We start from the raw sequence: 13,572 nt of genomic DNA, 5'->3' as shown, positions 1-13,572 counted from the left end.
GCACGCATGGATGACGATGTCCGCCTGACCGCATGGGTGCGCGGCCGTGTACAGCGCGTGGGCTTCCGATGGTTCACCAGGGCCAATGCACTCGAGATCGGCGGGCTCCTCGGCTTCGCGCTCAACCTCGACGACGGGCGAGTGCAGGTGGTGGCCGAGGGTCAACGTGAGAATTGCCACCGGCTGCTCGACTGGCTGCGCTCCGACGACACGCCCGGGAGGGTCGACGGAGTGACAGAAATCTGGGGGACACCGCGCGGTGGCTACGACGACTTCGCGATCCGGTGACCGATCGGCTGATCGTGTACTGATCACACCCGTCGAGCAGGTGCACGGCACCGGAACTGCACGTTCGCCCGCTGCGCGTTGCCGCGCGCGGTCATCCGTGGAAGGCTCGGGAGCGAGGACGATCTCCACGTCCCGAGCCAGAGCCGAGCGGCCCGCCGATACGGGGCGTGATCGTGTTGACCGTCAAACTTTTTGGTGAGACGCTGGAAGCCCCGCGCACCTGAGCTGTTTGGCAGTGCTGGCAGAGTTAAGCGCAGTGACTGACAGTCGCTGCCGGACATCCGCGGGTGCGATTCCCTCACGACCCACACCGCTTCGGTCGGTCACTCAGTGTGGAGGACCATCCATCATGGCAAAGGCGCTTCTCGGTTACGTCGGCGGCTCCGACCCGCGACTCCTCGCCGAGATGCGACGGCTTCAGCAGCGCGTCCAGGACCTCGAGTCCGAGCTCGTACGGATTCAGTCCGAGAACGACGCGCTGAACGCGGCCGCCGCTCAGCACGGAGAGACGCTGCTGGACCGCATCGACATCGACGTACCCCAGGCGGAGCCTGCGCTCACCTGATCCGCTGATCCGCGCTACTCGTCGCTCGATCTCCGCAAGCACGATCTGCAAGGGACGCCCCGGCGTCCCTTCTTTCTTTCGCCGCCGCCGCGTTCCTCCAGGTGAGGGATGATCCCTTGACGTCACTTGTGCCCTGCACCTTCATGGGTGAAACCGAACGCGAAAGGTAGAGTCCGGCGGCGTGCACCTCAAGTCCCTGACCCTGCGCGGCTTCAAATCCTTCGCCTCGGCCACCACCCTGCGCTTCGAGCCCGGCATCACGTGTGTCGTGGGCCCGAACGGCTCGGGCAAGTCCAACGTGGTCGACGCGCTGTCCTGGGTCATGGGCGAGCAGGGTGCCAAGTCGCTGCGCGGCGGGAAGATGGAGGACGTCATCTTCGCCGGGACGACCGGGCGCCCGCCGCTCGGCCGGGCCGAGGTGTCGCTGACCATCGACAACTCCGACGGCGCCCTGCCGATCGAGTACGCCGAGGTCACCATCACCCGGATCATGTTCCGCGGCGGCAGCAGCGAGTACCAGATCAACGGCGACACCTGCCGGCTGCTCGACATCCAGGAGCTGCTGTCCGACTCGGGCATCGGCCGCGAAATGCACGTCATCGTCGGGCAGGGCCAGCTGGACTCCGTCCTGCACGCCGACCCGATGGGCCGCCGCGCCTTCATCGAGGAGGCCGCCGGCGTCCTGAAGCACCGCAAGCGCAAGGAAAAGGCGCTGCGCAAGCTCGACGCGATGCAGGCCAACCTCGCGCGCGTACAGGACCTGAACGACGAGCTCCGGCGGCAGCTCAAGCCGCTCGGCCGGCAGGCCGCGGTGGCCCGGCGCGCCGCCGTCATCCAGGCCGACCTGCGCGACGCGCGGCTGCGGCTGCTCGCCGACGACCTGGTCGCGCTGCGCGGCGCGCTGGCGGCCGAGATCGCCGACGAGGCGGCGCTGAAGGAGCGCAAGGAGGCGGCCGAGGCCCAGCTCGCCGAGGCGCTGCGGCGGGAGGCGGAGCTCGAGGAAACGGTGCGGCAGCTGGCTCCCCGCCTCCAGCGGGCGCAGCAGACCTGGTACGAGCTGTCGCAGCTGGCCGAACGGGTACGCGGCACGGCGTCCCTGGCCGAGGCCCGGGTGAAGTCGGCCTCGGCCCCGGTGGAGGAGGAGCGGCGGGGCCGCGACCCCGAGGACATGGAGCGCGAGGCGGAGCGGATCCGCGAGCAGGAGGCGGAGCTCGCGGCCGCGCTGGAGGCCGCCTCCCGCGCGCTGGAGGACACCGTAGAGCACCGCGCCGAGCTGGAGCGGTCCCTGGCCGAGGAGGAGCGGCGGCTGCGGGACGCCGCGCGGGCCGTGGCCGACCGGCGCGAGGCCCTGGCCCGGCTGACCGGGCGGCTCGGCGCTGCCCGGTCCCGCGCGGGCGCCGCCCAGGCGGAGATCGACCGGCTGGTGGCCGCCCGGGACGAGGCGGCGCTGCGGGCACGGGCCGCGCAGGCCGAGTACGAGGCCCTGGCCGAGGAGGTCGGGGGGCTCGACGAGACGTCGTCGGCGGACGCGGAGTACGAGGCGGCGCGGGCCGGGCTCGCGGAGGCGGAGACGGCCCTCGCGGCGGCGCGGGACGCGGCCACCGCCGCCGAGCGCTCGCGGGCCGCGGTGGCCGCCCGGCGCGATGCACTCGCGCTCGGCCTGCGGCGCAAGGACGGCACGGGGGCGCTGCTCGCGGCGAAGGAGAAGCTGGCCGGCCTGCTGGGCCCGGCCGCGGAACGGCTCACGGTGACCCCGGGGTACGAGGCCGCCGTGGCGGCCGCCCTCGGCACCGCGGCCGACGCCCTGGCCGTGACCTCCCCGCCCGCCGCTGCCGAGGCCCTGCGCCACCTGCGCAGCACGGACACCGGCCGAGCCACCCTCCTGATCACCCCGTCGACGCTCCCCGGCCAGGCCGCACCAGGCGGTCCGGCCGCGGCCGTCCAGCCGGAACCCGCGCTGCCGGGCCAGGCCGCGCCCGGCGGCGCGGCGCCCGGCCCCGCCGGCGGTCCGTCCCCCGTTGGCAGTGCGGCTGTTGCCGGGGCGCCTGCCCCCGGCCCGACCGCGGCCGGTGGCCGCGCGGCAGCGCAGCCGGCCCTCCCGGAAGCGAGTTCCGCATCCGCCGGGGCTGCGGCCCCCGCTGTCGTTTCCGGCGCTGTCGGCGGGGACGCGATGCCGTCGGAAGCTGCGCCCGCCGGCCCCATCCCCTCGACCGCGGTCGCCGACCCCGCCCGGGGCGAGGCGGCGCTGCCGGAGGGCGGGGCCGCCGCCGTCAGGGTGCCCGGGCAGGCTGCCGGGGACGACCGGGCGCACGGCGGCGTGCCGCTGGAGCGGTTCGTGCGGGGGGACGGCGCAGCGGTGCGGGCCGTCGGATGGGTGCTGCGGGACCACGTCCTCGTCGGTGATCTCGACCAGGCGCAGCAGCTCGTCGCGGTGCGGCCCGAGCTGGTGGCCGTGACGCCCGACGGGGACGTGCTCGGGGCGCACCTCGCGCACGGCGGTTCCGCCGGGGCGCCCAGCCTGATCGAGGTGCAGGCGGCCGTCGACGAGGCCACCGCCGAGCTGGAACGGCTCGACGGGCAGTGCAAGGAGCTGGCCGAGGCCCAGGAGGCCGCCCGCGAGGCGCGCCGCGACCTCGCCGCCCGCGTCGAGGAGATCGGCGAGCGCCGCCGGGCCGGCGAACAGGCCCGGGCCGGGTTCGCCCAGCAGCTCGGGCGGCTCGCCGGCCAGGCCAAGGGCGCCGCCGGCGAGGCCGAGCGCAGCGCCGCCGCCGCGGACAAGGCGCAGGGCGCGCTGGAGCAGGCCCTCGCCGAGGTGGAGGAGTGCGCCGAGCGGCTCGCCATCGCCGAGGAGATGCCCGTCACCGAGGAACCCGACACCGCCCGCCGCGACCGGCTCGCCGCCGACGGGGCCAATGCCCGCCAGACCGAGATGGAGGCCCGCCTCCAGCTGCGTACCCACGAGGAGCGGGTCAAGGGCCTGGCCGGCCGGGCCGACTCCCTCGACCGCGGCGCCCGCGCCGAGCGCGAGGCCCGAGCCCGGGCCGAGCGGCGCCGGGCACGGCTGCGCCACGAGGCCGCGGTGGCCCGGGCCGTGGCCGACGGCGCCCGCCAGCTCCTCGCCCACCTGGAGGTGTCCCTCGGCCGGGCCGACGCCGAGCGCACCGCCGCCGAGCACGCCAAGCGCCTGCGCGAGCAGGAGCTCGCCGGGGCGCGCACCCGCGGCCGCGACCTCAAGGCCGAACTCGACAAGCTCACCGACTCCGTGCACCGCGGCGAGGTGCTCGGAGCCGAGAAGCGGCTGCGCATCGAGCAGGTGGAGGGCCGCGCCCTGGAGGAGTTCGGCATCGGGCCCGCCGCCCTCGTCGCCGAGTACGGACCGGACCAGCCGGTCCCGCCGAGCCCGCCCGCCGAGGGCGAGGAGCTCCCCGAGGACCCCGAGCACCCCCGCAACCGGCCCGGCCCGTTCGTCCGCGCCCACCAGGAGAAGCGCCTCAAGGCCGCCGAACGCGCCTATCAGCAGCTGGGCAAGGTCAACCCGCTCGCACTGGAGGAGTTCGCTGCGCTGGAGGAGCGCCACCAGTTCCTCAGCGAGCAGCTGGAGGACCTGCGCAAGACCCGCGCGGACCTGCTCCAGGTCGTCAGGGAGGTGGACGAGCGCGTCGAGCAGGTCTTCACGGAGGCCTACCGGGACACGGCCCGCGAGTTCGAGGGGGTCTTCTCCCGGCTGTTCCCCGGCGGCGAGGGCCGCCTCGTCCTCACCGACCCGGACAACATGCTCACCACCGGCGTTGACGTCGAGGCCCGGCCGCCCGGCAAGAAGGTCAAGCGGCTCTCGCTGCTCTCCGGCGGCGAGCGCTCGCTGACCGCCGTGGCGCTGCTGGTGTCGATCTTCAAGGCCCGCCCGAGCCCGTTCTACGTGATGGACGAGGTCGAGGCGGCGCTCGACGACACCAATCTGCAGCGCCTGATCCGGATCATGGAGGAGCTCCAGGAGAGTTCGCAGCTGATCGTCATCACGCACCAGAAGCGGACGATGGAGGTCGCGGACGCGCTCTACGGCGTCTCCATGCAGGGCGACGGCGTCTCGAAGGTCATCAGCCAGCGCCTCCGCTGAAACGATCGACCCATTTCCTTCAAGAAGTGAATGGCCCGCCCTTCGCGGCCCTTGTCAGCCCTCGCGAGTGGAGTTCATCTCCGTTCCCTGCCCCCTCTTGACTTCAAGAACTGAAGACATAGGCTCGCTCCGCCGCCTCTTCCCTTCGAGTGGTGCCGGATCTTGCCCTGTGCGCCACTGGAGGGGTTCACCCCCACCCGCCCGCCACCGCAGCCGGGCACGCAGGAGCACACCTTGACCAGCAGCACAGCGCCGGCGCCGGCCCCGAAGGGCGGCCGGGCCGCCAGGCCCGACCACCTCGGCCGCGTCGTCTTCATCGCCGCCGCGGCCGCCATGGGCGGCTTCCTCTTCGGCTACGACAGCTCCGTCATCAACGGCGCCGTCGTCGCCATCCGCGACCGGTTCGACGTCGGCTCCGAGGCCCTCGCCCAGGTCATCGCCGCCGCGCTGGTCGGCTGCGCCCTCGGCGCCGCCACCGCCGGCCGCATCGCCGACCGGATCGGCCGCATCCGCTGCATGCAGATCGCCGCCGTCCTGTTCACGGCCAGTGCCATCGGCTCCGCCCTGCCCTTCGCGCTGTGGGACCTCGCACTGTGGCGCGTCCTCGGCGGCTTCGGCATCGGCATGGCCTCCGTCATCGGCCCCGCCTACATCGCCGAGGTCTCCCCGGCCGCCTACCGCGGCCGGCTCGCCTCGTTCCAGCAGGCCGCCATCGTCATCGGCATCGCCGTCTCCCAGCTGGTCAACTGGGGCATCCTGAACCTCGCCGACGGCGACCAGCGCGGCACGCTCGCCGGCCTCGAGGCCTGGCAGTGGATGCTCGGCGTCATGGTGGTCCCGGCCGTGCTCTACGGCCTGATGTCCTTCGTCATCCCCGAGTCCCCGCGCTACCTGATCTCCGCCGGCCGCACCGACGACGCCCGGGCGGTCCTGCGCGAGGTCGAGGGCTCCGGCGTCGACCTCGACGGACGCGTGCGCGAGATCGAGCTCGCGATGAGCTCCGAGCACAAGTCCACCTTCAAGGACCTGCTCGGCGGCCGCTTCGGCTTCCTGCCCATCGTCTGGATCGGCATCGGCCTGTCGGTCTTCCAGCAGCTCGTCGGCATCAACGTGATCTTCTACTACAGCTCCTCGCTGTGGCAGTCCGTCGGCATCGACCCGTCGAGCTCGTTCCTGTACTCCTTCACCACCTCGATCATCAACATCGTCGGCACGGTGATCGCGATGGTCTTCGTCGACCGCCTCGGCCGCAAGCCGCTCGCCCTGATCGGCTCCGTCGGCATGGCCCTCTCGCTCGGCCTCGCCGCCTGGGCGTTCTCGTACAAGGAGGGCAGCGGCGACCAGATCACGATGCCCGACACCCAGGGCACCGTCGCCCTCGTCGCCGCCCACTCCTTCGTGCTGTTCTTCGCCCTCTCCTGGGGCGTCGTGGTCTGGGTGCTGCTCGGCGAGATGTTCCCCAACCGCATCCGCGCCGCCGCGCTCGGCGTGGCCGCCGCCGCGCAGTGGGTCGCCAACTGGCTCATCACCGTCACGTTCCCGACGCTGTCGGACTGGAACCTCTCCGGCGCCTACGTGATCTACACGGTCTTCGCCGCGCTCTCGATCCCGTTCATCCTCCTCTGGGTGCCGGAGACCAAGGGCAAGGCGTTGGAGGAGATGGGGTAACCATCCCCGCCACCACCCCCTCTCCTCGTCGACAGGTGCTGCCCCGGCTCATCCGCTGAGCCGGGGCAGCACCTGTTCGCACAGCAGGTGCAGGCTGCGCCAGCCCTCGTCCAGCGGCATCCCGCCGCACAGCGGGTGCAGCACCAGGTTCCCCGCCCCGCCCGCGCCCTCGGCGTACGCGACCGCCTCGTCCGGGGTCAGGACGCGGTACACGCCCTCCGCCCGCAGCTCCGCCACCGAACGCGCCCGCGACCGTACGGCGCTGGTGATGTCCTTCGACTGCCAGGACGCGTACGTGGCCGCCTCGTGCAGGAAGCACCCGCCGTGTTCGGCCCACACCCGGTCCGGGTCCTCGGCGATGTGCAGCAGCGGGGTCTCGGCCGCCGGCATCATGCAGAACCCCTCCGTGCCGTACTCCGCGAGCTGCCCGGTGTAGTACGCCTCCAGCTCCGGCAGGTGCGCACTGGGGAAGAACGGCAGCCCCAGCCGGGCCGCCCGCCGGGCCGCGGCCCGGGAGCTGCCGCCGACCAGCAGCAGCGGGTGCGGCCGGGTGAACGGCACCGGCGTCACCCGCACCGTGCGCCCGCGGAACGTGAACGGCTCGCCCGTCCACGCGGACAGCAGTGTCTCCAGCAGCTCGTCCTGGAGCCGGCCGCGACGGCCCCACTCCACGCCGTGCTGCTCGTACTCCTCGGGCCGGTAGCCGATGCCCGCGACCGTCACCAGCCGGCCGCCGCTCAGCAGGTCCAGGACGGCGATGTCCTCGGCGACCTTCAGCGGATCGTGCAGCGGGCCGATGATCGCCGACACGGTGACCGCGATCCGCCGGGTGGCGCCGAGGACCGCCCCCGCGAACGCGAACGGCGAGGGCAGCCAGTTGTTCGCGGTGCCGTGGTGCTCCTCGGTCTGGACGGTGTCGATCCCGCGGTCGTCGGCGTACCGGGCCATCTCCAGCGCGGCCCGGTACCGGGCGGAGAGGCTCTCGGGGGTGCCGTTCGGGTCGACGAGATTGAACCGGGCCACGGTGACGGTCATGGCGGAAATCCCCCTTCGCCGGATGTGGGTGGGCGGCGAAGGGGGACGTTAGCTGACGGAGCGTCAGTCGGCCAGGGATCCGGCGGGCTCGGGTGCCGGCTCCGGCGCGGACGTCGGCGCGGGCGCGGGCCCGCTCTCCTGCGCCGTGCGCGGCAGTACGGCGTACAGGGCACCGGAGGTGAGGATGCCGGCCGCCCAGCCCAGCCCGTTCGCCCCGACCCAGGTGCCGGCGAGCGGGCCGGCGAACCAGTCGACCTCGGTGAACAGCAGGCCCACCGCCAGCGCCGTGCCCCAGGCGGTCATCGCCTGCCAGGCGAAGCCGCCCCGGTACCAGTAGGCGCTGCCCGGGGTGGTGTCGAGCAGGGCCGCGCCGTCGTACGAGGTCCGGCGCAGCATGTCCACGCCGAAGACGCCGATCCACGCGGAGAAGGCCACCGCCAGCAGGGTCAGGAAGGAGATGAACGAGCCGAAGAAGCTGCTCGCGACCACCATCAGCAGGAAGCCGAAGACCAGGCTGATCACGGCGTTGACGCTGACCGCAGCGGCCCGCGGCACCTTGATGCCGAGCGTCTGCGCCGTGAAGCCCGCCGAGTACATGGACATCGAGTTGATCAGCAGCATGCCGATGAGTGCGATCAGCAGGTACGGAACCGCGATCCAGGCGGGCAGCAGGCTGCCGATGAAGGAGACCGGGTCCTGCGCGGAGGCCAGGTCCGGTGTGCCGACCGCCATGACCGCACCCATCAGCACCATCGGCACGACGACCACGGCCGCCCCGCCGACGGTGGCGCCGACCATGCCCCGGGCGGAGGCCGTGCGCGGCAGGTACCGGGTGAAGTCCGGTCCGGAGGGCACCCAGCTGATACCGCCGGCGGCGATGGTGCCGATGCCCGCGACCATCATCGCGGTGGAGCCGGCCGGCTTGTCGAGGACGGCCGCCCAGTCGGTCTCGGCGACCAGGTAGCCCAGCACGAGCACGCTGAAGGCGCCGAAGAGGTACGTCGACCAGGTCGAGCACGCGCGCAGCGCGCTGATGCCGAGGCCGGAGACGAGGAAGGTGCAGCCGACGAAGAGCAGCAGGGTGACCACCACCAGCGCGGTGTTCTTCCGCACGCCGAACAGCAGGTCCAGCACCGTCAGCATGGCGAAGGCGCCGCTGACCGCGTTGATGGTCTCCCAGCCCCAGCGCGCCACCCAGATCAGGGCGCCGGGGAACAGGTTGCCGCGCTGGCCGAACACCGCCCGCGACAGCGCCATGCCGGGGGCGCCGCCGCGCTTGCCCGCGATCGAGATGAGGCCGACGAGCCCGTACGAGACCACGGGCGCGGCGACCGCCACGACGAGCACCTGCCAGATGTTGAGCTCGTTGAAGATCACCAGGCCGGCGCCCATGGTCAGCAGCAGCACGCTGATGTTGGCGGCGACCCAGGTGGGGACCAGCTCGCGGACCCGGCCGGTGCGCTCGGCGTCGGGGACGGGTTCGAGGCCGCGGGTCTCCATCGCGGTCTCGGTCGTCGGGTGCTCCAGCGCGCCGTCTGCGGGCTCGGCGGACATGCGGTTTCTCCGGAAGGGGCGGGTACGGGTGGGCAAGTCGCCCATCATTGTAGATTTACTGCCTATACAACAAATAGGCCCTTACGGTCCGCTCCGGGCCCTCGGTGTCCGTGGCCCGGGGAGGCCGTGGCCGATACTGGTGCCGTTATGGACATCCTCATCCTTGCTGTAGTCATCGCCCTGGTCGCGGTCGGCGTGATCAGCGGGCTCCTGGTCACCAGCCGCAAGAAGAAGCAGCTGCCGCCGGCCCCGCCCACCACGCCGACCATCACTGCCCCGCCCGCAGAACCGCAGGTGGGGGAGGACGCCGCAACGACGGTCGAAGAGCCGCGCCGCACGATCGAGGAGGTCGCCCTCCCCGAGGCCGAGGCGGCGCCCGCCCCGCCCGCGGAGGCGCCGGTCGCCGAGCCCGAGCTGCCGGCCGCACCCGAGATCGAGGTGCCCGAGCCCACCGCGGGCCGCCTGGTCCGCCTGCGCGCCCGCCTCGCGCGCTCGCAGAACTCCCTCGGCAAGGGGCTGCTCACGCTGCTCTCCCGCGAGCACCTCGACGAGGACACCTGGGAGGAGATCGAGGAGACGCTCCTCATCGCCGACGTCGGCGTCGTCCCGACGCAGGAGCTGGTCGACCGGCTGCGCGAGCGGGTCAAGGTGCTCGGCACCCGCACCCCGGCGGAGCTGCGCACCCTGCTCAAGGAGGAGCTGCTGACCCTGGTCGGCACCGACTCCGACCGCGCGGTGAAGACCGAGAGCGGCACCGACACCCCGGGCGTCGTGATGGTCGTCGGCGTCAACGGCACCGGCAAGACCACCACCACCGGCAAGCTGGCCCGCGTCCTCGTCGCCGACGGCCGCAGTGTGGTGCTCGGCGCCGCCGACACCTTCCGCGCCGCCGCCGCCGACCAGCTCCAGACCTGGGGCGAGCGGGTCGGGGCGCGCACCGTGCGCGGCCCAGAGGGCGGCGACCCCGCCTCGATCGCCTACGACGCGGTCAAGGAGGGCATCGCCGAGGGCGCCGACGTGGTGCTCATCGACACCGCCGGCCGCCTGCACACCAAGACCGGCCTGATGGACGAGCTCGGCAAGGTCAAGCGCGTCGTGGAGAAGCACGGCCCGCTGGACGAGGTCCTGCTCGTCCTGGACGCGACCACCGGCCAGAACGGCCTGATGCAGGCCCGCGTCTTCGCCGAGGTCGTCGACATCACCGGCATCGTCCTGACCAAGCTCGACGGCACCGCCAAGGGCGGCATCGTCGTCGCCGTCCAGCGCGAGCTCGGCGTCCCGGTCAAGCTCGTCGGCCTCGGCGAGGGCCCGGACGACCTCGCCCCCTTCGAGCCGGAGGCATTCGTCGACGCCCTGATCGGCGACTGAGCCCCGCCCCGTACGGCGCCGCCCCGCGGCGGCCCGTGCACACGCCGGCGCCCCCGCGTTCCGCACGGAACCCGGGGGCGCCGGCGTACGTACGGACCGAGGGGGCGGCGCCGTACGGGCCGCGGCTGCGGTCAGCGGCGCAGGCGGTGGCAGATGTACGCGAGGGTGCCGAGCAGCAGCCGCGCCTGCGGCGGGCCGCCCGCGCAGTCCAGGGCGGGCGGGCGCAGCCAGCTCACCGGACCGAGGCCCGCGTGGTCGGACGGCGGCGCCGTCACGTAGGCGCCCGTGCCCAGGGCCTGCAGGTCCAGGTCCGCGTCGTCCCAGCCCATCCGGTACAGCAGCTGCGGCAGCTCGGCCGCCGCGCCCGGGGCCACGAAGAACTGGGCGCGGCCGTCGGGGGTCGCGGTCACCGGCCCGAGCGGCAGGCCCATCCGCTCCAGGCGGACCAGCGCCCGGCGCCCGGCCTCCTGGGAGACCTCGATGACGTCGAAGCCGCGGCCCACGGGGAGGAGCACCGCCGCGCCCGGGTACTCGCCCCAGATCTCGGTGACTCGGTCGAGGGTGGCGCCCGCGGGGACCGTCGGTGCGAGGGGCAGCGGGTGCGCCCCGGGAGCCGCGCACTGCGCCCGGCCGCAGGAGCAGTCGCGGGCCGGTGCGGCGGCCCGGGCCCCGGGAACCACGTCCCAGCCCCACAGGCCGGTGTACTCCGCCACCGCCGTGCACTCCGACGTGCGTCCGCGCCGCCGGGCGGCGGAGCGGAATTCCTTGGTGCTGCGGCTGCCGCCGATCGTGAAGCCCATGCCCATGCCCCCTCCAACGGGTCGGACGCGCCGGTGGTTACGACGTCGGCAGGGCGGGTTCGGGCCCGGGTCCCGGCGATACGGCCCGGCGCACTCCTCGCCGCGCGCGCCCCGAGCGCACTCCTGTCCAACCGATCGTTTCGCCTCGCTGTCAAGTGAATCGCGCCTGGCCGGTGGCGAGTTCATTCGAAGGGGTGGCGAATGGTGGCGTTTCTGGAATCGACCTCGCGGGAGGGGTGATCGTAGGATTACTTTCAGTGCACGAACCCCGGCAGCGGACCGATGTGTGGTTATGCCGGAGGCAAGGTGTGAGGGACCTGTGAAGGTCCCCGGCGGCAGGCGCCGTCCCGGCCAGGGTTTTCGTGCGAGGAGCCAGAGCGGATGGGGGCGTTCCAGTGAGCGGCAGCGGCGCAAGCGGAACGAGCGCGGAGCCCGACGTGCCGGACGTCCCGGACGCTGCGGGCCCGGCCGCCCGCAACGAACAGCTCACCTCCTGGTTCGTGCGCAGCGGCTGGTCCAAGGGCGAGCTCGCCCGCCAGGTGAACCGGCGGGCCCGCCAGATGGGCGCCCACCACATCTCCACCGACACCTCCCGCGTCCGCCGCTGGCTCGACGGCGAACAGCCCCGCGAACCCGTCCCGCGGATCCTCTCCGAGCTGTTCTCCGAGCGGTTCGGCTCCGTCGTCGCCATCGAGCAGCTCGGCCTGCGCACCGCCCACCAGACGCCCTCCGTCTCCGGCGTCGACCTGCCCTGGGCCGGCCCCCAGACCGTCGAGCTCCTCAGCGAGTTCTCGCGCAGCGACCTGATGCTGGCCCGCCGGGGCTTCCTCGGCACCTCCCTCGCCCTCTCCGCGGGCCCCGCCCTCATCGAGCCCATGCAGCGCTGGCTCGTCCCGGTCCCGGCCGCCGACCCTGGCGTCCGCGAGCCGCTGACCGTCGGCGCGCCCGGCGGCCACCGCCCGCCGAGGCTCTCCGAGCCGGAGCTCGACCTCCTCGAAGCCACCACCGTGATGTTCCGGCAGTGGGACGCTCAGTGCGGCGGCGGACTGCGCCGCAAGGCCGTCGTGGGCCAGCTGCACGAGGTGACCGACCTGCTCCAGGAGAACCACCCGGCCCCGGCCATGAAGCGGCTGTTCAAAGTGGCCGCGGAACTCGCCGAACTCGCCGGCTGGATGAGCTACGACGTCGGCCTGCACCCCACCGCCCAGAAGTACTTCGTCCTCGCGCTGCACGCCGCCAAGGAGGCGGGGGACAAGCCGCTGGGCTCGTACATCCTCTCCAACATGAGCCGCCAGATGATCCACCTCGGCCGCCCCGAGGACGCCCTGGAGCTCATCCACCTCGCCCAGTACGGCAGCCGCGACTGCGCAGGCCCCCGCACCCAGGCCATGCTGTATGCGATGGAGGCCCGCGCCTACGCCAACATGGGCCAGCCCAGCCGCTGCAAGCGGGCCGTCCGCATGGCCGAGGACACCTTCGGCGACGTCGGCTTCGGCGGCGAGCCCGAGCCCGACTGGATCCGCTTCTTCTCCGAGGCCGAGCTCAACGGCGAGAACTCCCACTCCTACCGCGACCTGGCCTACGTCGCCGGCCGCAGCCCCATGTACGCCTCGCTGGCCGAACCCGTCATGGAGCGCGCCGTCGAGCTCTTCCAGAAGGACGAGGAGCACCAGCGCTCCTACGCCCTCAACCTCATCGGCATGGCCACCGTCCACCTGCTCCAGCGCGAGCCCGAGCAGGCCGCCGTCCTCGTGGACCGCGCCCTCGACGTGGCCGGAAAGGTGCGGTCCGAAAGGGTGAACACCCGGCTGCGCAAGACCGTCGACACCGCCGCCCGTGAGTACGGCGACGTCGCCGAGATCGTCCGGCTCACCGACCACCTCGCCTCGCGCCTCCCCGAGGCCGCGGAGGCCGTCTGACGGCCCTCCCCGGGCCGCCCCCAAGGCCCCGGCCGCGGCAGACACCCCGTGAAGCCCGATCAGGCTCCCCCAGCCAGGTCTCCCGGGTGCTGCCGCGGCCGGCCGTACCGCACCACCCCCCACCCGACCCGTTCATGGACGCGTAACACGTCCGACCTCTTCGTCACGGGCGCGAAACATCGAGCGGCACCGCCGGAAACCGGCCTGCGCGAATCTCAGGGCCAATAACCGGCCAGCCCCCAGGCCCCACCCCCGGCCTTA

General features: G+C 73.2%; 9 protein-coding genes. 6 read left to right on the top strand and 3 right to left on the bottom strand.

Annotated features, from left to right (window positions below; translation table 11 throughout):
* The first annotated feature begins 6 nt into the window (after positions 1–6).
* The 4 genes from ABZ924_RS07800 to ABZ924_RS07785 all read left to right on the top strand — a co-directional run bounded on the left by ABZ924_RS07800 (position 7) and on the right by ABZ924_RS07785 (position 6,635).
* A complete protein-coding gene (locus ABZ924_RS07800) occupies positions 7–288 on the top strand; it encodes an acylphosphatase (RefSeq protein WP_361905668.1) in 282 nt (93 codons plus the stop codon).
* Positions 289–637: 349 nt separating this feature from the next.
* Positions 638–853 (top strand): hypothetical protein, encoded by a 216-nt coding sequence (locus ABZ924_RS07795; protein ID WP_361905666.1) that lies wholly within the window; start codon positions 638–640, stop codon positions 851–853.
* A 181-nt stretch (positions 854–1,034) separates the two neighbouring features.
* Entirely contained in the window at positions 1,035–4,967 is a 3,933-nt protein-coding gene (locus tag ABZ924_RS07790; protein ID WP_361905664.1) for an AAA family ATPase, read from the top strand.
* 234 nt (positions 4,968–5,201) lie between these two features.
* A complete protein-coding gene (locus tag ABZ924_RS07785; protein WP_361905663.1) occupies positions 5,202–6,635 on the top strand; it encodes a sugar porter family MFS transporter in 1,434 nt (477 codons plus the stop codon).
* 48 nt (positions 6,636–6,683) lie between these two features.
* On the opposite strand, the gene ABZ924_RS07780 is transcribed toward ABZ924_RS07785, so the two are convergent.
* Together ABZ924_RS07780 and ABZ924_RS07775 are read right to left on the bottom strand one after the other, a co-directional pair.
* Positions 6,684–7,670: an LLM class flavin-dependent oxidoreductase gene (locus ABZ924_RS07780; protein WP_361905661.1), complete on the bottom strand. Its 987-nt coding sequence runs from the start codon at positions 7,668–7,670 to the stop codon at positions 6,684–6,686.
* A gap of 63 nt (positions 7,671–7,733) precedes the next feature.
* On the bottom strand, positions 7,734–9,224 hold the full coding sequence (locus ABZ924_RS07775) for a cytosine permease (protein WP_361905659.1): 1,491 nt from the start codon (positions 9,222–9,224) through the stop codon (positions 7,734–7,736).
* Between the two features lie 147 nt (positions 9,225–9,371).
* Between ABZ924_RS07775 and ftsY the strand changes: the two genes are divergently transcribed.
* Positions 9,372–10,592, top strand: a complete 1,221-nt coding sequence (ftsY, locus tag ABZ924_RS07770; RefSeq protein ID WP_361905657.1) for a signal recognition particle-docking protein FtsY — start codon at positions 9,372–9,374, stop codon at positions 10,590–10,592.
* Between the two features lie 131 nt (positions 10,593–10,723).
* Here ftsY and ABZ924_RS07765 read toward each other — a convergent pair whose 3' ends face one another.
* On the bottom strand, positions 10,724–11,392 hold the full coding sequence (locus ABZ924_RS07765) for a bifunctional DNA primase/polymerase (RefSeq protein ID WP_361905655.1): 669 nt from the start codon (positions 11,390–11,392) through the stop codon (positions 10,724–10,726).
* A gap of 560 nt (positions 11,393–11,952) precedes the next feature.
* Between ABZ924_RS07765 and ABZ924_RS07760 the strand changes: the two genes are divergently transcribed.
* Positions 11,953–13,311, top strand: coding sequence for a hypothetical protein (locus tag ABZ924_RS07760; RefSeq protein ID WP_361905718.1), 1,359 nt, complete (start codon positions 11,953–11,955; stop codon positions 13,309–13,311).
* Positions 13,312–13,572 lie beyond the last annotated feature (261 nt).

This window comes from Streptomyces sp. NPDC046876 (assembly GCF_040645035.1).
Lineage (GTDB): Bacteria > Actinomycetota > Actinomycetes > Streptomycetales > Streptomycetaceae > Streptomyces.
Note: the sequence above shows the minus strand (reverse complement) of the source record. Positions and strands in the feature narration are given on the sequence as shown.

Bases quoted from the DNA above. Each gene is read 5' to 3' on its own strand.
- ABZ924_RS07800 (WP_361905668.1), top strand. From the start codon at position 7: ATGGATGACGATGTCCGCCTGACCGCATGGGTGCGCGGCCGTGTACAG.
- ABZ924_RS07795 (WP_361905666.1), top strand. From the start codon at position 638: ATGGCAAAGGCGCTTCTCGGTTACGTCGGCGGCTCCGACCCGCGACTC.
- ABZ924_RS07780 (WP_361905661.1), bottom strand. From the start codon at position 7,670: ATGACCGTCACCGTGGCCCGGTTCAATCTCGTCGACCCGAACGGCACC.
- ABZ924_RS07775 (WP_361905659.1), bottom strand. From the start codon at position 9,224: ATGTCCGCCGAGCCCGCAGACGGCGCGCTGGAGCACCCGACGACCGAG.
- ftsY (WP_361905657.1), top strand. From the start codon at position 9,372: ATGGACATCCTCATCCTTGCTGTAGTCATCGCCCTGGTCGCGGTCGGC.
- ABZ924_RS07765 (WP_361905655.1), bottom strand. From the start codon at position 11,392: ATGGGCTTCACGATCGGCGGCAGCCGCAGCACCAAGGAATTCCGCTCC.
- ABZ924_RS07760 (WP_361905718.1), top strand. From the start codon at position 11,953: ATGGGCGCCCACCACATCTCCACCGACACCTCCCGCGTCCGCCGCTGG.